Below are 19,297 nucleotides of genomic sequence, written 5' to 3'. Positions count from 1 at the left end.
GCTCAGCTGTGCGCGCGCAGCGGAACCACGTTGCTCGGCAGCGAAGCCCGACCCGGCTCGCGCTTCGGCGCCGTCGGGCTGATCGTGAGCGTCACCAGGCCGGCGTACCTCGGGTGGCGGTCGACATACACCTCGGGCACCGCGCAGGCCACGGCCAGGATGTGGCGGTGGCGGTGCAGGTGCTCGAACGCCTCGCGCCCGAACAGCGACACGACGATGTCGCCGCCGCGGGGCCGGCTCCACAGGATGGCCGGGAGGCGGCCGCCGGGCAGGCGCAGGTGGGGGAACACCGCGCGCAGCCGGTGCTGCAGGCGGATGGCGTGGATCCGGGCCTGCACCTGGCGGCGGCGCAGCACCGCCACCCCGAGTGCGGTGGCGAGGACAGCCGACGCCCAGAGCGGGCCGGCCCACAGCGCGAAGGTCACCACGACGTAGGGGAACAGCGTCACGGCCAGGATTTCCCAGCGCCAGTGGTAGATCCGCAGCGGGAAGGTCGGAGGCGTGCTGGTCATTTCCGTGCTCCTTTCGATGGGACGGCGGCGGAGGAGGCCGCCGAGGTGGCGCAGGAGACGTCCGGCACCGGCGGCCACCACGAGCGCGGCGACGATGACCGGCCCGGACGTCATGTCGGGATCCGGGTCTTCGGGGTGGGCTCGGGTTCGACGTGATATCCGGGGCTTCGCCCCGGCGCCGGGGGCTCCGCCATCCGGGGCCCCCGAAAGCCGTCGCGGTCCCGGCCGAGCCGCCAGGTCCAGCGCCAGCCGGCCCAGATCGCGACGGCGGAGCCGAGCAGGACGAGGACGAAGGCCTGCCCCACCAGCCCGTCGAGCGGGGCGAGCCGCAGCAGCACCAGCAGCGCCCACACCTGGGTCGCGGTGAAGGGGATGACGAGACCGGCCGCGTAGACGCCCCGGCGCCAGCGGCTGCGGCGCGGTGGGGTGGTGTAGGGGTCCATGAAAAGCCCTCCTCCTCTGCCCGTGTGTCCAGGAAACCTCCGGCTCGCCGTGTCCTCTGTGTCAGCTGACACAGAGCGCGGGATTCAGCTCGCCAGTCGCCGAAGTTCGGCCATGCGGTGGATCGTCACCTGTCTTCTGCCGGTGCTGATCACCCCCTGGTGTCGCAGGTCGCGCGTCGCGCGCGCCCAGGACTCCCGGGACATCGCCGCGGTCATCGCCAGTTCGGCCTGGGTGGCGGGGACGGCGATCCGGATGTCGTTGCCGAGCGGCACCCCGTGTTGGATGGCCAGCTGCAAGAGCTGCGCCGCCACCCGCCGCGCCGCGGCGCCGCCGCCGATGTCCAGCCACTGCCGGGCGACGGACCGCAGCCGGGACGAAAGCACGAGCAGCACCGCCCACGAGATCCGCGGCCGCGTCCGGCACAGCGTGACGAACCGGTCGCCGGGGACCTCGAGCACGTCGATGTCGTCGAGCGCCTCGACGGTCGCGGAACGCGGCAGTTCGTCGATCGCGGCGAGCTCGCCGATGATGTCGCCGGCACCCCGTACCCCGACGACGACCTCGCGCCCGTCCGGCGTGCCGTGGACGATCCGCACGTGCCCGGACAGCAGCACCTGCACGACACTGGCGAGGTCGCCCTCCCGGCACACGGTCTGCCCGCGCCGGTAGGAGCGCCGCGTGGCGGACTCCGCCACCTTGCGGCGATCGGCCGGGGCCAGCTCGGCCCAGAATCCCGTCGGTTCCACTGTCCCCACCTCTTTTCGGCTACGCGGGCATGTCCTCCGGGCGGCGGGCGGCTTCCGGAATGTGGATCCACCCGCGGAGCCGCTGGGTGCCGACCTTGATCGGCACCGTCTGGAAGTACGTGGTGTGATCGATCCCGGGGTAGCCGTGGCGGACGACCGAGCGGTGCATCTCCGGTGAAATAACGAGCACGAGGGGGGCGGCCGTGATACTCAGCTGCCGCCGGAGCTCCCTCGCGTCGACGAACCGGCAGGTGATGTCGACGTCCTCGCCGTACGGGCCGCGGCGGTCGTAGTGCACCTCGCCGGCGTGCACGGCGACCCGGAGCCGGAAGGCGAGCTCGGGATGGCTCGCGGCGTGCTTGTCCAGCAACTCGGCGAGGGTCGGGACGACGGTGGTGAGCAGCACCGGCTTCGGCGCCTGGTCGACCGGCCGGACCAGGCACAGCGCGCCGTCACCCCGGTCGACGAAGCTGTCGCGGGACTTCTTGGTGATGCCTCCGGCCAGGAAGGCCTCGTCCAGCAGCTCGAACAGGACAGCGCGGAGCTGGGCCCTCGCCGGGTTGGTCCGCGTCGTCGAGCCTTCGATGTCGACCGCCACCATGGCCCGGTGGAGGGGGACGTGTTGTGCTGGAGTACTCATGGCCTGCTCCTGCCTTCAGGTTAAAACTGAAGTTCAGTCAAGGAGACTGTAAGGCGTGAAGTACCCCGGATCAACTGAGATGAATCGGTGTTATCTGTTCGGTGCGGGGAAGTTCCGCTGAGCGTAACGTTTCAGTCCCAGGTTCGGTGGGGTGCCGACAAAGCCACTAGTGACCGGGAGTAGTATTGGCGCCCTCGTCGGGATTACTGAAATTTCCTGAAGGGCGGCCCGAGTCGTGTCCCCAGTTCACCAGCCGCGGCCTGCGCTCGCCCGCCGCCTGCGCGCGCTGCGCGACACACAGTGGCCGGACGTCGGCATCACCCAGACTCAGCTCGCCCAGGCGCTCGGCGGAAAGAAGCCCCTCAGTATCTCGCTGATCTCGTCTTGGGAGAACGTGGACAAGCCGGTTGCGCCGCCGATCAGGCGGCTCGAGGCCTACGCGACGCTGTTCGCGACCCGGCGGTCCCTCGACGGTGGGACACTGCACGTCCTCTCCGTCCACGAACTGACGGACGGGGAGCGGACGCGGCGCAAGGAGCTCCTGGAGGAGCTGCTGGGGCTGTGGGAAGGCCGGCACCCCGGCGCGCCGGGGTCGGTGCCGGACATCTGGACGTTCGACGAGGACCAGAACATCACGATCGTGTGCGCCCGGCTGCCGGAGAAGTACCGGCAACACCTGTCCTATGCGGACTCGGAGAGTGCGGACTTCGTCTCGCTGTACACGTACGCCGACCCGGACGCGCTGATCGAGCTCTTCGGGCACATCCGCTCGCGCAACCCGGACAACAACGTCAAGTTCTGCACCAGTGATGAGCTGACGGCCGACGACTACACGAGCCACCTCGTCCTGCTCGGCGGTGTCGACTTCAACTCGGTGACCCAGACCGTCATCGAACGGGTGAAGCTTCCCGTGAAGCAGGTCCCTCGGAAGGCTGAGGCCGAGCACGGCGGGTTTCTGGTGGAGGAAAACGGCGACTCGACGCTGTTCGAACCCAAGCTCGACAGCCAGGAGCACCTGTTGGAGGACGTCGCTCACTTCTACCGCGATGAAAGTCCGTTCAACCGAAAGCGCACCGTAACCGTGTGCAATGGTATGTACGGTCGTGGCACCCTCGGAGCGGTTCGCGCGCTGACGGATGCGCGTTTCCGCGACCGTAACACCGCGTATGTGCACGAGCGGTTCGGCGATGTGGAATCCTTCAGCATCATCAGCCGCGTGCCTGTCGTCGGGGGACAGGGGCTGACTCCCGACTGGACCCGCGAGGAGAACCGGTTGCACGAGTGGCCCGAGGCTGCCGAGTGAACCCCCGGCAGCACGAGTCGCACCAGGACCTCCTGGCGCACTTCGATACCGAGGGCGTCTCCGCCGCGACGATGGACGCGATCATCGTGCCGACTGCGCGCCCTGCCGCGTACCTGCGGCAGGCGATCGCGGCGGCAAAGGACGGCGACGCGTTCCTGCTCTTCCTGTGCAGCAAACGGTCGACGACCGCCGGTGCGATCCTGGAAGCGAAGAGCGCCGGTGTCCGCGCGCTCGCCATCGACACCGATCTGCTGAGCCCGGGGCTGGTCCCGGAGTTCGCCACCGATCAGATCGTGCGCTTCACCCGCTTCCGGCGGCAGACTGACACGAGCTTCAAGCGCAATCTGGGACTGCTCATCGCGGTGCTCGCCGGGTGGAAGCGGATCCTCTTCCTTGACGACGACATCGCGTTGCCGAACCCCGCGGACCTCGGTGTCGCGGCCGGCCTGCTCGGCGAATACGCGGTGGTCGGCCTGGCCAACGCCGGCATGCCGGACAACTCCGTGGTGTGTCACGCGATCCGGGACGCCGGCCGGAAGCAGGACACCTTCATCGGCGGCGGCGCGCTCGCGGTGGAGGAAGCCGCATTCAGTTCGTTCTTTCCCAACATTTACAACGAAGACTGGTTCTTTCTGCTGGACGGCATGAAACTGCGGCCCTCAGCAGTCACGGGTACGGCGGTCCAGAAGTCCTACGACCCCTACCGCGACCCCCGTCGTGCCCGCGGAGAGGAACTGGGCGACACCTTGGCCGAGGGCGTGTTCGGCCTGTTCGACAGTCACCTCGGCTTGGCAAACGCCGACGAAAGCTACTTCGAAGCCTTTCTCGCCGACCGCCGCCGGATCATCCGGGAAACCATCAAGCTGGTGCAGGCGTCGCCGATCGAGCCGGGCCAGCAGGCCCGGATGATCGACTCCCTCCGGGCGGCGATCGGCCGCAGTGAGCTGATCACGCCGGAGTTGTGCGTGCGGTACCTCCGCGCCTGGCAGCAGGACTGCGTGCGCTGGCGGCAGCGGATCACCGACCTCCGGCGTGATCACCACGGCGGTTCGAGTGTGGGGCATGCCGTCGAAGCGCTCGGTATCCCGCTGCTGGCCCGGGCCGGGAACAAGGTCGACGTCCCGCCCGCTACGGGCGTGCAGCGCCGATCGGCCGTGCTTCCGTCCGGGGCGCCGGTGTGATCGGCACCAGGTCCCTGACCAGTACGTGACAGACTTCCTTCTCGGTCAGGACCGTGCCGTCCGGGGACGTCGTCCGCGCCAAGCAGATGACGTCCCCGTGGCCCCAGTCGCGATAGCCGAGGTTGTCGTACAGGCGGGCGGCGTCGTGGTTGTCGGTGCGCACGGCCAGTGCGACCCGGTAGCGGCCCTTCGCGAGGAGGCGACGCTCGGCCTCGCGGACCAGGGCCGTGCCGACGCCACGCCGCCGTAGGTCCTCGCGGACCTGCAGGTTCATGATCAGGGGGATGCCGGGCAGGTGGTCGCGGATGGGCTGTTCCTCGGCTTCCGTCAGCCACAGGTAGACGACTCCGGCGGGGCGGTGACCCAGCCAGCCCAGGAACAGCACGCCGTGACCATTCCGCTGTCGTTCGTAGCGATCGTCGAAGAATGCGCGGTCACGGAGGACGTTGGCGAACGTTTCCAGATCTGCCGATCCGGCCAGCCGTACGTGAGGCTCGGTCATCAGCAGGAACTCCTGTTCGCCTGGGCACCACCAGTGTGCCGGAGTGAGCCGGTTCTTGACCAGGTTGCCCGGGCCCGGACCGGCGTCACACCCTGCTTTCGTCGTGTCTCACACGGTCGCAGTCAGGTCGTACACCGTTACGCCGTCCACAGTGGATGACTCGTAATGCGCCGCGACCCACTCGGCGATCTGCTGGGCCGCGTCCGAACCGCTGTTGCCCTGCATCGACATGCCTTCGCCCAGGAAGTAGTGGATCTGCCCGCTCGCCACGTACTGCTGGAACTGCGCCAGCGTCGGGTACGGGTCCGTGCCGTTGAAACCGCCCACCGCCATCACCGGCGCTCCGCTCGCCAGCTGGTAACCCGCCGCCGCGTTGGACAACACGGTGGCCGCCGTCCAGGTGTACTTGGACGCGTCCTGCTGGAGCAACGCGGTCAGCGACCCTCCGGGCAGCGTCGTCGACAGCAGCGAACCCGGGCCGCCCCCACGACCACCGCCGCCGAAGCCGCCTGGGCCACCGAAGCCGCCCGCACCTCGGCCGCCGAAGCCCGACGAAGGCCCCGCCGACGGGATCGCTCCGCTGTGCGTCGTCGCCGCCGTCGCCAGTGTGTACGCGCCCGTGCCCGCAAGCGCTACGACCAGCGAAATGGCCGCCACGACCGAAGCCGCCCCGCGGGTCAGGTGCGGGGCGAAGAACAGCGCCACCGCCGCCAGCAGGCCACCCACCAGCACCGTCGGGGCCAGCCACGGCTGCCACGACGAACCCAGCAGCAGGTACGCCGTCAGCGCCGTCACCGCGACGCCGCCGCTGAGCAGGCCCGACGCCGCCGGGTGGGCGCGCAGGCGCCACAGCTGGACCGCCGCCGTGCCGACCAGCGCCGCCACCGCCGGGGCCAGGGCCACCGTGTAGTACGGGTGGATGATGCCGCTCATGTAGCTGAACACCAGCGCCGTCACCAGCAGCCAGCCGCCCCACAGCAGGAGGGCCGCGCGGGATGGGTCCGTGCGCGGGGCGCGGCGGGTGAACCACAGGCCCGCGCCCAGGGCCAGCAGCGCCGCCGGCAGCAGCCAGGCGATGCCGCCCGCCATCTCACTGCCGAACAACCTCGTCAGGCCCGTCGAACCCCAGCCGCGGCCCGCGCCGCCGCCGACGCTGCCGACCTCGTCGCCGGTGATGCGGCCGAAGCCGTTGTAGCCGAAGATCAAATCCCACAAGGAGTTCGTCTGGGATCCGCCGATGTAGGGCCGCGACGCCGCCGGCCAGAGGGCGACGACCAGCAGGTACCAGCCCGCCGCCACCAGAACCGAAACCAGTGCGCCGAGCAGGTGCAGCAGCCGCTTGCCGAGCGACACCGGGGCGGCGACGAGGTAAGCGACGGCGAACGCGGGCAGGACCAGGAACGCCTGCAGCATCTTCGCCAAGAAGCCGAAACCGACCGCGACGCCGGCCAGCGCGAGCCAGCGCGGGCTTGCCTTCTCGCACGCCCGGACCACGCAGTACGCGCCCGCCACCAGCAGCAGCACGAGCAGGGCGTCCGGGTTGTTGAACCGGAACATCAGCGCCGCGGCGGGCGTCAGGGCCAGCACCAGGCCCGCGAGCAGCCCGGCCGCCGGGCCGGACGAACGGCGGACCGTTGCGTACAGCAACCAGACCGAGCCCACGCCCATCAGGGCCTGCGGCACCAGGATGCTCCACGCGTTGACGCCGAACAGCCTTGCCGACAGGCCCATCACCCACAGCGCGGCCGGAGTCTTGTCGACGGTGATCGCGTTGGCCGCGTCGCTGGAGCCGAAGAACAGCGCCTGCCAGCTCTGCGAACCCGCCTGCGCGGCCGCCGAGTAGAAGGCGTTGGCCCAGCCGGACGCGCCGAGGCCCCAGAGGTAGAGCGCCGCCGTCCCGAGCAGGAGGACGGCCAGGGCGGGACGCTGCCACGACGGACGAGCCGGCAGTGCGGGAGGCGCGGCGGTTTCGCGGGTGGTGAGAGGGGCTTCTCGGGGGCTCCGGGTGGCGGAGCCCCCGGCCCGGGGCGAAGACCCGGATGTCACAGCGGTCATGAGATCAGCTTCCGGTCTCCAGCTGGGGCCGGGTTGTGCCGACGCTGTGCACGCGCTGTGCGGGCACGGCCACGGGCAGGCGCACCGCGAACTCCGTCCGCCCGGGCCGGCTGTGCGCCTCGATCGAGCCGTGGTGGGCGACGACGACGGCGGAGGCGATCGCCATCCCGAGCCCGGTGCTGCCGGCCTGGCGGGAGCGCGACGAGTCGCCGCGGGCGAACCGCTCGAAGACGTCCGGCAGCAGGTCCGGTGCGATGCCCGGACCGTTGTCGGTCACCGTGAGCACCGCGCTGCCGTCCGCCGAGCGGGTCAGCGCGGTCACCACCGTGGTGCCCGGCGGGGTGTGCGTGCGGGCGTTCGCCAGCAGGTTCGCCAGTACCTGGTGCAGGCGCTGGACGTCGCCGAACACGAGCACCGGGTCCGGCGGCAGCTCCAGGAGCCACCGGTGCTGCCGTCCGGCGACCTGGGCGTCCCCGACGGCGTCGGCGACCAGCCGGGTGAGGTCGACGTCGCGCACGTCCAGGGGACGGCCCGCGTCGAGCCGGGCGAGCAGCAGCAGGTCCTCGACCAGGGCCGTCATCCGGACGGCTTCGGACTGGATCCGGCCCATCGAGTGCGCGACGTCCGGCGGCACCAGGGCGCTGCCGCGGGCGGCCAGCTCGGCGTACCCGCGGATCGCGGCCAGCGGCGTGCGCAGTTCGTGGCTGGCGTCCGCGACGAACTGCCGGACCCGGATCTCGCTGTCGTGCCGCGCTTCGAGGGCCTGGGCGACGTGGCCGAGCATCAGGTTCAGCGCCGAGCCGACCTGGCCGACCTCGGTGCGCGGGTCGGTGTCGGCTTCCGGGACGCGGATGGACAGCGCCACCTGGCCGCGGTCGAGCGGCAGCTCGGTGACGCGGCCGGCGGTGGCCGCGACGCGGTCGAGCGGGCGCAGCGTGCGGCGGACCGCGAACGCGCCCAGGAAGGCCGCGCCGAGCACGCCGGCGGCGGCCACGCCGAACAGGATCAGGCCGACGGTGAGCAGCGTGTCGTTGACCGGCTTCATCGGCAGGCCGGTCACCACGACGTCGGACGTCCCGGCGACCGGCAGCGCCATCAGGCGGTACTCGCCGAGGTCGTCGAAGGACATCGTGTGCGGTTTGCCGTCGGTGGGCACCGACAGCATGAGGGCCTGCTGGTCCGCGGTCAGGTACAGCCGTCCGCCGTGTTCGGAAATGCTGTCGTCGTGGACGAGCTGCTGCCCCGAGAAGGTGGCGCTCACCGTGCCGACGTTCTGCCCGAGCGGGTGCTGGCCCTGGTTCTCCGGCGGCGGACCGCCGTCCGGCGGCCGGGTGTTGCTCGCGAAGATCAGGGAGCGGTTCGCCGCGGCCGAGAGCTGCTGGTCGATCTGGCGGGTCAGGAAGAGGTCGAGCGCGAATTCGCTGACCACGCCGACGATCAAGCACACCACGGTGAGCAGCACGACCACCGAGCCGGTCAGTTTCGCGCGCAGCGAAAGCCGCCCCCGGCGGGGACGAGACGGGATGGTTCGCGCGGCCATGGATCCAGCGTCCGTCCGGGCCGTGTGTGCGGGTTGTGCGCTGCCTGTGAAGTGCCTGTGCGGTGACCGGCCCGTTGCGGGATGTCCGGTTCTCCGGTGGGGTCCGGTCACAGGAACGGCTGACGGCGGACACAGTCGGTACACAGTGAACGGCTCCACCGTGGAACGCACCGAACGACCACGTTGAGGAGCAGCACCATGACCACACCGCAGGCACCGTCCACTCCGGACCAGACGTGGGGCGCGACGCCCGCGCCGGACCAGGCCCCGAAGCCGGGCTGGTCGCCGGGCAAGAAGATCGCGGCGGGCGCGGTCGCGGCGGTGATCGTGGCCGGCGGGGGAGCGGCGGTCTGGGCCGCCTCGTCGTCGGCGGCCACGGACAGCCAGGCCGGGCCGGGTGGCATGACCGGCGGCCCCGGCGGCATGCCGGGCGGCGGCGGCCTGGGCGCGGCGTTGCACGGGGAGTACGTCTCCTCCGACGGCAACGGCGGCTACGTCACGAAGATCATGCAGACCGGCGAGGTGACGGAGCTGAGCGCGACGTCCCTGACCGCGAAGAGCGATGACGGCTTCTCGAAGACGTACACGATCACGTCCGCACAGGCGACCGGCCTGGCGACGGGCGACACGGTCACGGTGGTGGCCACGGAGTCGGGCACCACGGCGACGGCGACCTCGGTGACGGACGGCGAATCGGGAGGCCCGACCCGGACCGGCTGACCCTGGCTTTCGAGCGCCCCAAGGCGGCCTTCGGTGCGTCTGACGCACCCAAGGCGGCCTTCGGTGCGTCAGACGCAACCAAGGCCGCCTTGGGGCGCTCGGGGCCGGGTCAGCGGCGGTCGTAGTCGACCGCGACCTCCGGGGTCGTCGCGCGGGAGCGGCACGTCAGGATCCGGCTCGCCGCGACGTCGTCCTCCGTCAGCGCGTAGCGGACGTCCATGTCCACCTGGCCGTGCAGCAGCGTCGCCCGGCAGGTGCCGCACGCGCCGCCCGTGCACGAGTACGGCACCTCGTACCCGGCCCGCAACGCCGCGTCCAGGACCGTCTCCCCGGCTTCGGCCGTGACGCACGTCGTCGTGCCGCCCAGCGTCACCGCCACCTGGGCCGGGGTGCCCGCCGGGTCGCGCAGGGGTGCCGCGCCGCGGAAGAATTCGAAGTGGACGTTCTCCTCCGGGACATCCGCGTCGGCCAGGGTGCGGCGGGCCAGCTCGGTGAGGCCGCGCGGCCCGCACAGGAACCACTCGTCGACCTTCGCCGGGTGCAGCCGGTTCTGCAGCAGCGCGCGCAGCCGCGTCCCGTCGAGCCGCCCGCGCTGGTAGCGCTCGTGGGAGATGGCGAGCGCCTCGCCGACCGTGTCGAACTGCCGGGGCCGGTGCACGTGCAGGTCCGGGTCTCGCTCGTCGGTGCGGTAGTGGACGACGTGCAGCCGGCCGCCGAACCCGTCGGCGAGTGCGCTCAGCTCCGCCGCGAACAACGTCGTCGCGCCGGACGTGTTGACGTACAGCAGTGTCGCCCGGCTGTGCGGCTCGGCGGTGAGCGTGCTGACCAGGATGGACAGCACCGGCGTGATGCCGCTGCCCGCGGCCAGCGCCACGTAGTGCGCGGCCCGCGCCGGATCCGGGGTCAGCGTGAACGCGCCGGAGGGCGGCAGGACGTCGAGGGAGTCGCCCGCCGCCAGTGTCGTGGTCGCGAAGCCGGAGAAGGCCCCGCCGGCTCGCCGCTTCACCGCGATCCGCAGCTCGCCCGAGTCCGCCGGCGCGCAGATCGAGTACGTCCGCCGCACGGGCCGGCCGTCGATCACCGCGCGGACCGCCACGTGCTGGCCGGGCGCGAACCGGAACTCCGGCGCCAGCTGCGGCGGGACGTCGAAGGTGATCGCGACGGCGTCCGCGGTCAGCGGCCGGACCTCGCGCACCCGCAGCCGGTGGAACCGGCTCGGCCCCAGGGGTGGTGGCTCGGGGCAGGGCTCGTGGTCGCCGAGGCCGTCGGCCAGCCGCCGCCACGCGCGGTACTCCGCCGGCGTCAGCTCGCGGCCCCACGCCGTGATGATCGGGACATCGCGGGCCAGGTAGGCCTCCCGGTTGTCCCGCCACGCGCGCAGGTAGCGGTAGAACGGCACGGCGGGGTGGAGGTGGTGCACCAGGTGGTAGTTCTGGAACAGCATCATCGGCGTCATCAGCCACTCCAGCCCCACCCGTACCCGCGTGGTGCCGAACTTGTCGCGCGGCTTCGCGGCGGGGAGGCCGTGGTGGGGCAGCCAGTCGAACCACCACGCCAGCAGGGCCAGCCCGATCCGCTGCGGCAGCAGGTACCCCAGCAGCAGTTCCCGGCCGTGGCCGAAGGCGATCAGCGTCGCGCCCGCGACGAACGCCAGCGACAGCAGCACGATCGCCTCCGCCCGCTCCGGGGCCGGGCGGGTGCGCACGCGCGCGGTGTAGAAGCGGGCGTACCAGAAGTCGATGGTGAGCCAGCGGAACGGCAGCGACCACCAGGCTCCCTGCGACGTCCAGGCGTCGGGATCCGTGTGGGAGTCCGCATTCGTGTTCCGGTGGTGTTCACTGTGGATGAACCGGAGCAGCGGGAAGGACGCGTATGCCGCGACGAACGGCATCGCCAACCGCCCGAGCACCTCGTTGACCCATGTCAGCTTTCCTGCGGCGTGGTGGGCGGATTCGTGCACCACGGTGAACATCGTGAAAGTGACGATCGCGTGCAGCGGCACGGTGTACGCCGGCGGTGCGATCCCGGCCAGCAGCAGCCAGGTCGCCGTGACCCACAAGGCGGCGCCGCCGAAGAACAACAGGAGCGTCGGCACCGAAACGCGGGGCAGCGGGATGCGGGGCGAGGGCACCGAGGGCAGGCCCGGCACGTCGGCCGCCGGCGCGGTTCCGGACGTCCGGGAGCCGCGCGGCGGGGTATCGACGACGGGCATCGAGCGGTCTCCTCGGTCGAGAAGCTCCTGGCGAGGCGGGAGTCACCGTAGACAACCCGCCGACGTTTGTAAACGTCGCGCCACGCTTCGAAAAAAGGTCTCGGCCAGCCGAACGCAAGCGGTGGGTAAGCTGCCCTTGTGAAGGCTGTCACCCATCCCGCCCCGGCGCGCACCCGAGATCGGCTGCTGGACGCGGCCGCCGGCCTGATCGCCGACGACGGCTGGGCCGCGGTGACGATGGGCAAACTGGCCGCGCACGTCGGCGTCAGCAGGCAGACCGTCTACAACGAACTCGGCTCCAAGGCCGAACTGGCCGAGGCGCTGGTGCTGCGGGAAACCGAGCGCTTCGCCGAGCGCGTGACCGAGGTCGTCGCCGCCCACCCGGGCCAACCCGTCGACGGCGTCACCGCCGCGTTCCGCCAGACCCTCGAAGCCGCCAGGGTCAACCCGCTGCTGCTGGTCGCGCTCGGCTGCCCGAACGGCGGCCGCGACGACTTCCTCCCGCTGCTGACCACCCGGCCCGAGGGCGTGCTCGAGCGCTCGGTCGACACCGTGGCGGCCCTGTTCGCGCGGTGCTACCCGGAGGCCGGGCTGACCCCCTCCGAGTGGACGGTCGCGGTCGAGGCGATCGTCCGGCTGCTGCTCTCCCACCTCGTGCAGCCCAGCGGGTCGGTGGCGCACGCGAGCGGCCAGATGCGCTGGGTGATCGGCCGGATGCTGGGCGCCTGACGTCGCAGGTGGCCCCCGGCCGGGTGGCGGAGGCCACTGGCCTAGACTCGGACGTCCCGGTCTGCAGGCGACCGGGGACATTTCCGCAGGATTGTCCACCACAATCGTTACCGCTCGAGGAGAAGACCTTGAAGAGCACCGTCGAGCAGCTGAGCCCGACGCGAGTCAAGATCAATGTCGAGGTGCCGTTCGACGAGTTGAAGCCGAACTTCGACCGCGCCTACCGCAAGATCGCCCAGCAGGTGCGCATCCCGGGCTTCCGGCCCGGCAAGGCGCCCGCTCGCGTCCTGGAAAGCCGGATCGGGCGTGGCCCGGTGCTCGACGAGGTCGTCAACGAGGCCATCCCGGCCAAGTACATCGAGGCCGTCCGCGCCAACGAGGTCCGCACGCTCGGCAACCCCGAGTTCGACGTGACCAAGCTCGAGGACCGCGACGTGCTCGAGTTCACCGCCGAGGTCGACGTGCGCCCGGAGATCGAGCTGCCCGACATGGACGGCTTCGCGATCACCGTCGACGACGTCGAGCTGACCGACGCGGAGGTCGACGAGCAGCTCGACGAGCTGCGCGCCCGGTTCGGCACGCTGACCGGCGTCGAGCGCCCGGCCGAGACCGGCGACTTCGTCTCGATCGACCTGTCCGCGGCCGTCGACGGCGAGGCCGTCGAAGAGGCGAGCACCAGCGGGCTGTCCTACGAGATCGGCTCCGGCCAGCTCGTCGACGGCATCGACGAGGCGATCGTCGGCGCCGTCGCGGGGGAGACCCGGACGTTCACCACCCAGCTCGTCGCCGGGGAGCACACCGGCAAGGACGCCGAGGTGACCGTGACCGTCCAGTCGGTCAAGACGCGCGAGCTGCCCGAGGCCGACGACGAGTTCGCCCAGATGGCCAGCGAGTTCGACACGATCGACGAGCTCAAGAACGACCTGCGCGAGCGGCTCGGCCGCGTCAAGAAGATGCAGCAGGGCGTCCAGGCCCGCGACAAGGTGCTCGACGAGCTCCTGGAGCGTACCGAGGTGCCGATCCCGGAGAAGGTGCTCGACTCCGAGATCGAGAACCGCAAGCACGACGCGATTCACCCGTTCGACCACGACGAGGCCCAGTTCGCGCAGGCCCTCGAGGCCGAGGGCCGCACGCTCGAAGAGTTCGACGCGGAGACCCGCGCCGAGTCGGAGAAGGCCGTCCGCACGCAGCTGCTGCTGGACACCATCGCCGACAAGGAAGAGGTGTCGGTCAACGACGGCGAGCTCACCGAGCGGATCATCTACCAGGCCCAGCGCTTCGGGATCAGCCCGGACGAGTACGTCCAGCGCGCCCAGCAGTCCGGCCAGCTGACCGCGATCTACGCCGACGTGCGCCGCGGCAAGGCCCTCGCCTCGGTGGTCCGCAAGGCCACCGTGACCGACGGCGCCGGCGCCGAGGTCGACCTTTCGGAGCTGTTCGGCACCGACGAGCCGGCAACCGAGGAGACGCAGGTCACCGACGAGACGGCGAAGACTCCGGCGGAGTGAAGCTGTGAGCGAACTTGGGCGGTGTCAGGCATTCTGCACCGCCCAAGTTCGTTAGGGTCGGATACAAGATCTCAAGCATCTGAAACGACAGCGGTGGCCGTCAGCACCGGGCCGCCGCCGGCGAAAAGGCAGGCAGACGTGACGCAGCACACGCCCGAGGCGCGGACCGGTACCGCAGGGCTCACCCTCACCGACTCGGTGTTCGAGCGGTTGCTCCAGGAGCGCATCGTCGTCCTCGGTTCCGAGGTCAACGACGAGATCGCCAACCGGATCACCGCGCAGCTGTTGCTGCTCGACGCGGACGACGCCGAGTCCGACATCCGCTTCTACATCAACTCGCCGGGTGGCTCGGTCACCGCCGGGTTCGCCATCTACGACACCATGCAGCTGATCCGCCCGGACGTCGCGACCTACGCGATGGGCATGGCGGCCTCGATGGGGCAGTTCCTGCTCTCCTCGGGCACGCCGGGCAAGCGCTACTCGCTGCCGCACGCGCGGATCCTGATGCACCAGCCGTCGGCCGGCGTCGGCGGCACCGCGTCGGACATCGCGATCCAGGCCGACCTGTTCAACAAGTGGAAGCAGGAGCTGGCCAGGATCACGGCCGACCAGACCGGGCAGTCGGTCGAGCAGATCATCGCCGACGGCGACCGCGACCGCTGGTTCACCGCGCAGGAGGCGAAGGACTACGGGTTCGTTGACCACGTCCTCACCGCCGACATCGCCCGACCGGGCTCGAACTGAGCGCGAAGCACACAGGAGACTCGATCATGAGCAACTTCAGGCTCCCGGGTGACTTCCGGGCTCCGAACACTCCCCAGTCGCGGTACATCCTGCCGTCGTACGTCGAGCGCACCAGCTACGGCGTCAAGGAGTCGAACCCGTACAACAAGCTGTACGAAGAGCGGGTCATCTTCCTCGGCGTGCAGGTGGACGACGCGTCGGCCAACGACGTGATGGCCCAGCTCCTGCACCTCGAGCACGAGGACCCGGACCGCGACATCCTGATCTACATCAACTCGCCGGGTGGCTCGTTCACCTCGCTGATGGCGATCTACGACACCATGCAGTTCGTCCGTCCGGACATCCAGACCTACTGCCTCGGCCAGGCCGCCTCCGCGGCCGCGGTGCTGCTGTCGGCCGGCACCCCGGGCAAGCGGTACGCGCTGCCCAACTCGCGGGTGCTGATCCACCAGCCCGCCACCGAGGGCACGTACGGCCAGGTCTCCGACCTGGAGATCCAGGCGAACGAGATCCAGCGGGTGCGGCGCCAGATGGAGGTCATCCTGGGCAAGCACACGGGCAAGGACCCGGACCAGATCCGCAAGGACATCGAGCGGGACAAGATCCTCACGGCCGACGAGGCCAAGTCGTACGGCATCATCGACGAGGTGCTGCCGTACCGTAAGGCGTCGGCTCTGTAGATCCGCCAGGCCGGTGTGTGTCGAGAAGACGACACATACCGGCATCCTGGTTTAGGGTCGTCCTCTGACGTGCTCCCGGAGTTCGTGGGTGTTCCCGCTCACGGCATCGGACGGGTACCGTCAGTGGCAATGCGTGAGGCTCGCACCCGGTCACCGTGCCGGGGGGTCGCACCGTCGCAACACACGTCAGGCGCGGAAACCCGCGCCGGAGGGGACGAGGTCAACGGCCATGGCACGGATCGGTGACGGCGGAGACCTGCTGAAGTGTTCTTTCTGCGGGAAGAGCCAGAAGCAGGTGAAGAAGCTCATTGCCGGCCCCGGGGTCTACATCTGCGATGAGTGCATCGACCTCTGCAATGAGATCATCGAGGAGGAGCTGGCCGAGGCCGGCGACGTCAAGCTCGACGAGCTGCCCAAGCCCGCCGACATCCACGAGTTCCTCGAGCAGTACATCATCGGTCAGGAAGACGCCAAGCGGACGCTGGCGGTGGCTGTTTACAACCACTACAAGCGCATCCAGGCGGACGACAAGGCCGGCCCGAAGGACTCCAAGGAGGAGTCGGTCGAGCTCGCCAAGTCGAACATCCTGATGCTCGGCCCCACCGGGTGCGGCAAGACTTACCTGGCGCAGACGCTCGCGAAGCTGCTGAACGTGCCGTTCGCCATCGCGGACGCCACGGCGCTGACCGAAGCCGGTTACGTCGGCGAGGACGTCGAGAACATCCTGCTCAAGCTCATCCAGGCGGCGGACTACGACGTCAAGCGGGCCGAGACCGGGATCATTTACATCGACGAGGTCGACAAGATCGCCCGCAAGAGCGAGAACCCGTCGATCACCCGGGACGTCTCCGGCGAGGGCGTCCAGCAGGCGCTGCTGAAGATCCTCGAGGGCACCACCGCCTCGGTCCCGCCGCAGGGCGGCCGCAAGCACCCGCACCAGGAGTTCATCCAGATCGACACGACGAACGTGCTGTTCATCGTGGCCGGCGCGTTCGCCGGGCTGGAGAAGATCATCAACGAGCGGGTCGGCAAGCGCGGCCTCGGCTTCGGTGCGGAGATCCGCACCAAGTCCGAGATCGAGGAGAGCGACGTCTTCTCCGACACCATGCCGGAGGACCTGATCAAGTTCGGGCTGATCCCGGAGTTCATCGGCCGCCTCCCGGTCGTGGCGACGGTGAACCACCTGGACAAGGACTCGCTGGTCAACATCCTCACCCAGCCGCGCAACGCCCTGGTGAAGCAGTACAAGAAGCTCTTCGAGATGGACAACGTCGAGCTCGAGTTCACCGACACCGCGCTCGAGGCCATCGCCGACCAGGCGGTCCTGCGCGGGACCGGTGCCCGCGGGCTGCGTGCGATCATGGAAGAAGTGCTTCAGCCGGTGATGTACGACATCCCGAGCCGCGACGACGTGGCGAAGGTCGTCATCACCGAGCAGACCGTCCGGGAGAACGTGAACCCGACGATCGTCGCCCGGCAGCCGACGCGGCGAGCGCGCAGTGAGCGTGGCGAGAAGTCGGCCTGACGCCGGGCGTCTCCGGGCCGCCCGGCCCGGAGACTCGACAGGAAAGCTGAATGACTGCTGATTCCTTCCCGGGTTCCGGGGCCGCATCTGGCGGCGGCGTGCAAGCGCCGGCGCCGCCGGCCCCGGAACCCGCCGGGTCCACCCCGGCCGGGCCGGTCCTGGGGTTCCGTGAGCTGAGCGAGCGCGTGATCGCGTCCGTCTCCGACCGCTACCCGTGGCTGCACCGCGTGCTGATGGGCATGCTGGCCGTGTTCACCGGTACGTGTGCCGTCGCCGTCGTGTCCCGGCTGTCGCCGTTGCCGCTCATCCCCGTGCCGTTGTTCGTCGTCGCGGCCTACGGGCTGCGGCAGGCCCGTGGCGTGACCGAGCGGCGTCAGCTGTTCAACTGGGTGCTGCTGTTCGCCATGGCGACGCTGGTCGGCTTCTGGCTGATCGCGGTCGTCGGCCGTTGGGTGGAGTGAAACCCCGCTGACCTGGTGAAGGTCAGTCGGCGCGGGGGACGTGCTTGCCGAGGAAGCTGATCAGGCTCGGCACCACCGTGCGGTTGAACGGATCGCCGTGCTTGCCGTGCGCGGTGTGCGCGACCGCCGGGTGGGCCGCCTCGATGTAGCGGCGGACGCCGGTGATGAACGAGTCCTCCGTGCCGCACCAGATGCCGTTGGCCACGCTCTTGGTCTCGTCGATGTGCCGCAGCGGGTCGAGCGCCGTCCAGTCCTGGATGCCGGTGAAGATGTGGCGCTTGGCCATCTCCGGCCACGACGTGATCAGCGCCGGGGCCAGCGTCGCGACGGCGGCGGGCGGCTGGCGCCGCTCGACCCGGCGGCGCGTGTACACCAGGGCGCCGAACCCGCCCATGGACATGCCCGTGCAGGCGAACGGCTGGCCGGTCGGGCCGGCGAAGCCGCGGGCCCGCAGCCACTGCGGGACCTCCTCCAGCAGCATGGCCATCGGGTCGTCGCCGGGGTGGACCTCGTGCCAGTAGTTGTCGCCGCCGTCGACGGCCACGAAGCCGAACGCCGGGACCGCCTTGCGGGCGACGTCGCTGGCGAGCTGCTTGAGCGTGCCGGTGGGCACGGCGCTGCGGGCGTTGCCGTGCAGGCCGTGCAGCGCGAGCGACATCGGCAGCCCCTTCGGCGGGGTCTTCGACGGCAGGATGAACACCAGGTCGACCATCCGGCCGCGCGCCGCGGAGTAGACGCGTTCGACGCGGGTGCTGCCCAGCTGGGTCGTCGGGTTCGACGACGTCACGCCGAGCGTCCGCTGCAGGGCCTGGCTGAACGGCAGCTTGCCGGTCGCGGTGCCGACGGCCAGCCCGGTCACCGCCAGCCCGGACGCGCCCGCGATCAGCACCGACCGGCGGCCGATCCACCGGCGGGCGCCCTGGACCGCCTCGACGACCGCCCCGGCCGGTTCCGCGTCCCCGTTGTGCTCGGTCAACTCTGTCTCCATCCCCCTGGCCCCTCCTCAAGGACGCCGCGCACCCGCTCCGCGTTCCCTCGCGTCCCCGTTCACCGGGTTATTCGCCATCACCCTGCCCGGCGTTTCCGGTCCTCGCTCGCCAAGCCGCTTTCGCGGTCTCGGCCGAATGTCCGGCTTCGTCCATAGTGTCCCCGAGACCCACTGCCATGGTGATCCCGAGGGGGATCAAAATGTGGTCTATGCCCTGTTCACCGGGGCCGAAGTGGCCCGACGCCTCCAGTGTGACGAATCCGTGCAGCGCACTCCAGAGCTGGGCGGCGGCCTGGTACTCGTCCGCGGGCCGGAACCGGCCGGCCGCGATGGCCCGCGCGGTCGCCCGGACGATGTGTTCGAAGGCCTCCAGGCCTTCCTGAGCGGCTTCGCGGCCTTCCGCGGTGGTGAGGTCGGACAGCGTCGCCCGCTTGCCGCCGGGCGCGGACTGGCCGAACGTCACGGCGAACAGCTGCGGCTGCTCGGCGACCGCCTGCCGGTAGGTGCGGGCCAGGCTGAAGATGTCCGCGACCGGGTCGTCGGTCTCCCCGACCCCGGCCAGCCATTCGCTGAGCCTGCGAAAGCCGGCCCGCGCGACCTCGTCGACCAGCGCGGCCATGCCCCCGAAGTGCGTGTAGACCGCCATCGTCGACGCGCCGACCTCCGCCGCCAGCTTGCGGGCCTGCAGGGCTTCGGGACCGCTCTCGTCGAGCAGCCGGATGGCCGCCTCGACGAGGCGGGCCTTGACGTCGGTCGCGCGCGGTTTGGGGCTCATGCTTGCCAGTATCCCATAACCCTGTTATACCT

At 70.4% G+C, this 19,297-nt stretch carries 19 protein-coding genes; 9 read left to right on the top strand and 10 right to left on the bottom strand.

Going from position 1 to position 19,297, the window contains the following annotated elements:
* Window positions 1-2: 2 nt before the first annotated feature.
* The 4 genes from ACLJQF_RS25395 to ACLJQF_RS25380 form a co-directional block, all read right to left on the bottom strand.
* Window positions 3-626: a hypothetical protein gene (locus ACLJQF_RS25395; RefSeq protein WP_410612171.1), complete on the bottom strand. Its 624-nt coding sequence runs from the start codon at window positions 624-626 to the stop codon at window positions 3-5.
* Entirely contained in the window at window positions 623-955 is a 333-nt protein-coding gene (locus tag ACLJQF_RS25390; RefSeq protein ID WP_410612170.1) for a hypothetical protein, read from the bottom strand. Before ACLJQF_RS25390 ends, ACLJQF_RS25395 begins: the two co-directional genes overlap by 4 nt.
* Window positions 956-1,039: 84 nt before the next feature.
* A complete protein-coding gene (locus tag ACLJQF_RS25385; RefSeq protein ID WP_410612168.1) occupies window positions 1,040-1,702 on the bottom strand; it encodes a Crp/Fnr family transcriptional regulator in 663 nt (220 codons plus the stop codon).
* Window positions 1,703-1,721: 19 nt separating this feature from the next.
* Window positions 1,722-2,342 (bottom strand): hypothetical protein, encoded by a 621-nt coding sequence (locus ACLJQF_RS25380; protein ID WP_410612167.1) that lies wholly within the window; start codon window positions 2,340-2,342, stop codon window positions 1,722-1,724.
* 235 nt (window positions 2,343-2,577) lie between these two features.
* Here ACLJQF_RS25380 and ACLJQF_RS25375 point away from each other — a divergent pair, with 235 nt between their 5' ends.
* Complete coding sequence (locus ACLJQF_RS25375) at window positions 2,578-3,645, top strand: helix-turn-helix domain-containing protein (protein ID WP_410612165.1); 1,068 nt, start codon at window positions 2,578-2,580, stop codon at window positions 3,643-3,645.
* Window positions 3,642-4,826 carry a hypothetical protein gene (locus ACLJQF_RS25370; protein WP_410612164.1) on the top strand — a complete coding sequence of 395 codons (1,185 nt, stop codon included), beginning with the start codon at window positions 3,642-3,644 and terminating at the stop codon, window positions 4,824-4,826. Before ACLJQF_RS25375 ends, ACLJQF_RS25370 begins: the two co-directional genes overlap by 4 nt.
* Here ACLJQF_RS25370 and ACLJQF_RS25365 read toward each other — a convergent pair.
* From ACLJQF_RS25365 to ACLJQF_RS25355, 3 genes are all read right to left on the bottom strand, one after another.
* Complete coding sequence (locus ACLJQF_RS25365) at window positions 4,774-5,328, bottom strand: GNAT family N-acetyltransferase (RefSeq protein WP_410612162.1); 555 nt, start codon at window positions 5,326-5,328, stop codon at window positions 4,774-4,776. The two genes, ACLJQF_RS25370 and ACLJQF_RS25365, sit on opposite strands and share 53 nt — an antisense overlap.
* 108 nt (window positions 5,329-5,436) lie before the next feature.
* Window positions 5,437-7,383 (bottom strand): ArnT family glycosyltransferase, encoded by a 1,947-nt coding sequence (locus ACLJQF_RS25360; protein WP_410612160.1) that lies wholly within the window; start codon window positions 7,381-7,383, stop codon window positions 5,437-5,439.
* A 4-nt stretch (window positions 7,384-7,387) separates the two neighbouring features.
* Window positions 7,388-8,923, bottom strand: coding sequence for a sensor histidine kinase (locus ACLJQF_RS25355; protein WP_410612159.1), 1,536 nt, complete (start codon window positions 8,921-8,923; stop codon window positions 7,388-7,390).
* 198 nt (window positions 8,924-9,121) lie between these two features.
* On the opposite strand from ACLJQF_RS25355, the gene ACLJQF_RS25350 reads away from it, so the two are divergent.
* Window positions 9,122-9,643 carry a hypothetical protein gene (locus tag ACLJQF_RS25350; RefSeq protein ID WP_410612157.1) on the top strand — a complete coding sequence of 174 codons (522 nt, stop codon included), beginning with the start codon at window positions 9,122-9,124 and terminating at the stop codon, window positions 9,641-9,643.
* A 109-nt stretch (window positions 9,644-9,752) separates the two neighbouring features.
* On the opposite strand, the gene ACLJQF_RS25345 is transcribed toward ACLJQF_RS25350, so the two are convergent.
* Window positions 9,753-11,855, bottom strand: coding sequence for a fatty acid desaturase (locus ACLJQF_RS25345; protein WP_410612156.1), 2,103 nt, complete (start codon window positions 11,853-11,855; stop codon window positions 9,753-9,755).
* Between the two features lie 138 nt (window positions 11,856-11,993).
* Between ACLJQF_RS25345 and ACLJQF_RS25340 the strand changes: the two genes are divergently transcribed.
* The 6 genes from ACLJQF_RS25340 to ACLJQF_RS25315 all read left to right on the top strand — a co-directional run bounded on the left by ACLJQF_RS25340 (window position 11,994) and on the right by ACLJQF_RS25315 (window position 17,502).
* Entirely contained in the window at window positions 11,994-12,584 is a 591-nt protein-coding gene (locus ACLJQF_RS25340) for a TetR/AcrR family transcriptional regulator (protein WP_410612154.1), read from the top strand.
* Window positions 12,585-12,712: 128 nt separating this feature from the next.
* Window positions 12,713-14,092 (top strand): trigger factor, encoded by a 1,380-nt coding sequence (tig, locus tag ACLJQF_RS25335; RefSeq protein ID WP_410612152.1) that lies wholly within the window; start codon window positions 12,713-12,715, stop codon window positions 14,090-14,092.
* Window positions 14,093-14,230: 138 nt separating this feature from the next.
* On the top strand, window positions 14,231-14,836 hold the full coding sequence (locus tag ACLJQF_RS25330; RefSeq protein WP_410612150.1) for a ClpP family protease: 606 nt from the start codon (window positions 14,231-14,233) through the stop codon (window positions 14,834-14,836).
* A 26-nt stretch (window positions 14,837-14,862) separates the two neighbouring features.
* Window positions 14,863-15,516, top strand: coding sequence for an ATP-dependent Clp protease proteolytic subunit (locus tag ACLJQF_RS25325; RefSeq protein WP_364366753.1), 654 nt, complete (start codon window positions 14,863-14,865; stop codon window positions 15,514-15,516).
* A gap of 229 nt (window positions 15,517-15,745) precedes the next feature.
* A complete protein-coding gene (clpX, locus tag ACLJQF_RS25320; protein WP_410612149.1) occupies window positions 15,746-17,041 on the top strand; it encodes an ATP-dependent Clp protease ATP-binding subunit ClpX in 1,296 nt (431 codons plus the stop codon).
* Window positions 17,042-17,091: 50 nt separating this feature from the next.
* Complete coding sequence (locus ACLJQF_RS25315) at window positions 17,092-17,502, top strand: hypothetical protein (RefSeq protein WP_410612148.1); 411 nt, start codon at window positions 17,092-17,094, stop codon at window positions 17,500-17,502.
* A gap of 22 nt (window positions 17,503-17,524) precedes the next feature.
* On the opposite strand, the gene ACLJQF_RS25310 is transcribed toward ACLJQF_RS25315, so the two are convergent.
* Both ACLJQF_RS25310 and ACLJQF_RS25305 read right to left on the bottom strand, forming a co-directional pair.
* Complete coding sequence (locus ACLJQF_RS25310; RefSeq protein ID WP_410612147.1) at window positions 17,525-18,490, bottom strand: alpha/beta hydrolase; 966 nt, start codon at window positions 18,488-18,490, stop codon at window positions 17,525-17,527.
* 67 nt (window positions 18,491-18,557) lie between these two features.
* Window positions 18,558-19,265 (bottom strand): TetR/AcrR family transcriptional regulator, encoded by a 708-nt coding sequence (locus tag ACLJQF_RS25305; RefSeq protein WP_410612146.1) that lies wholly within the window; start codon window positions 19,263-19,265, stop codon window positions 18,558-18,560.
* Window positions 19,266-19,297: the final 32 nt, after the last annotated feature.

Origin of the sequence: Amycolatopsis sp. lyj-109, from assembly GCF_046548995.1 — a bacterium.
Taxonomy (GTDB): Bacteria; Actinomycetota; Actinomycetes; order Mycobacteriales; family Pseudonocardiaceae; genus Amycolatopsis.
Note: the sequence above shows the minus strand (reverse complement) of the source record. Positions and strands in the feature narration are given on the sequence as shown.

Excerpts from the sequence above, each read along its gene's own strand:
- ACLJQF_RS25395 (WP_410612171.1), bottom strand. The coding sequence starts at position 626 with ATGACGTCCGGGCCGGTCATCGTCGCCGCGCTCGTGGTGGCCGCCGGT.
- ACLJQF_RS25390 (WP_410612170.1), bottom strand. The coding sequence starts at position 955 with ATGGACCCCTACACCACCCCACCGCGCCGCAGCCGCTGGCGCCGGGGC.
- ACLJQF_RS25380 (WP_410612167.1), bottom strand. The coding sequence starts at position 2,342 with ATGAGTACTCCAGCACAACACGTCCCCCTCCACCGGGCCATGGTGGCG.
- ACLJQF_RS25365 (WP_410612162.1), bottom strand. The coding sequence starts at position 5,328 with ATGACCGAGCCTCACGTACGGCTGGCCGGATCGGCAGATCTGGAAACG.
- ACLJQF_RS25360 (WP_410612160.1), bottom strand. The coding sequence starts at position 7,383 with ATGACCGCTGTGACATCCGGGTCTTCGCCCCGGGCCGGGGGCTCCGCC.
- ACLJQF_RS25355 (WP_410612159.1), bottom strand. The coding sequence starts at position 8,923 with ATGGCCGCGCGAACCATCCCGTCTCGTCCCCGCCGGGGGCGGCTTTCG.
- ACLJQF_RS25350 (WP_410612157.1), top strand. The coding sequence starts at position 9,122 with ATGACCACACCGCAGGCACCGTCCACTCCGGACCAGACGTGGGGCGCG.
- ACLJQF_RS25345 (WP_410612156.1), bottom strand. The coding sequence starts at position 11,855 with ATGCCCGTCGTCGATACCCCGCCGCGCGGCTCCCGGACGTCCGGAACC.
- ACLJQF_RS25325 (WP_364366753.1), top strand. The coding sequence starts at position 14,863 with ATGAGCAACTTCAGGCTCCCGGGTGACTTCCGGGCTCCGAACACTCCC.
- clpX (WP_410612149.1), top strand. The coding sequence starts at position 15,746 with ATGGCACGGATCGGTGACGGCGGAGACCTGCTGAAGTGTTCTTTCTGC.
- ACLJQF_RS25315 (WP_410612148.1), top strand. The coding sequence starts at position 17,092 with ATGACTGCTGATTCCTTCCCGGGTTCCGGGGCCGCATCTGGCGGCGGC.
- ACLJQF_RS25310 (WP_410612147.1), bottom strand. The coding sequence starts at position 18,490 with ATGGAGACAGAGTTGACCGAGCACAACGGGGACGCGGAACCGGCCGGG.
- ACLJQF_RS25305 (WP_410612146.1), bottom strand. The coding sequence starts at position 19,265 with ATGAGCCCCAAACCGCGCGCGACCGACGTCAAGGCCCGCCTCGTCGAG.